Origin of the sequence: Pantoea sp. GbtcB22, assembly GCF_019091025.1 — a bacterium.
GTDB classification, from domain to species: domain Bacteria; phylum Pseudomonadota; class Gammaproteobacteria; order Enterobacterales; family Enterobacteriaceae; genus Pantoea; species Pantoea leporis.
On sequence record NZ_JAGXKB010000440.1, the window covers coordinates 1 to 254 of the forward strand.

Genomic DNA, 254 nt, shown 5'->3' on the forward strand with positions numbered 1-254 from the left:
GACAAGGCCGCAGCGGCGGTTGAGCAGGCGCTGGAGAAAGTGGAAATTGAAATGATCCCGCGTTCACGTCTGACGGTTTCCCCCCTGAACGTGCGCCGCCGGGTTTACGTCCAGTCGCGCATCGGTTCGCTGGCCGCGACCATTCAGGACGTAGGGCTGCTGCATAACCTGATTGCGCACGATATGCCGGACGGCATGCTGGGCGCGGCCTGCGGCGGTCGGCGTCTGACCGCGCTGCCCCAAGTGGTCGCGCC

General features: G+C 65.7%; 1 protein-coding gene. It reads left to right on the top strand.

The window, feature by feature from the left end; translation table 11 throughout:
• The coding region (locus KVT28_RS25685; protein ID WP_217551060.1) for a ParB N-terminal domain-containing protein at positions 1-254 on the top strand (254 nt) is incomplete at both ends.